The organism is Pseudomonas sp. 2822-15 (assembly GCF_002742515.1).
Lineage (GTDB): Bacteria > Pseudomonadota > Gammaproteobacteria > Pseudomonadales > Pseudomonadaceae > Aquipseudomonas > Aquipseudomonas salomonii.
The window spans coordinates 1-322 of the sequence record NZ_LJRY01000245.1 but is presented as its reverse complement, the minus strand read 5'-3'; the positions used below and the strand labels follow the sequence as shown (position 1 = coordinate 322).

At 37.9% G+C, this 322-nt stretch carries 1 protein-coding gene; it reads left to right on the top strand.

From position 1 onward, the window contains the following. The coding region (locus AOA59_RS26440) for a peptidoglycan-binding protein (RefSeq protein WP_178076301.1) at positions 1 to 322 on the top strand (322 nt) is incomplete at both ends.

Below are 322 nucleotides of genomic sequence, written 5' to 3'. Positions count from 1 at the left end.
CTGTATATATCCCGCAACAAAGGGCTGCAGAAAATAACTCAGATAAGGACAAAAGGACATATTTCCAAAAAGGTGACAAACATGATGATATTAAGCTTTTGCAGGAGATGCTTAAGCAGGCTAGTTATTATAACGGTCCACTAGATGGAATATTCGGCATTGGAACTGAGAATGCAGTAACATTACTTCAGCAGGAACAAGGCCTTACCATTGATGGTATTGCAGGGCAGGAAGTTTTTCAGTTTCTAAAATCAAATGACTTAAATAAAATTTCCGAATCACGTCCAAGCCCTTCAGAAGAAACTGTTGCATTATCTAATTC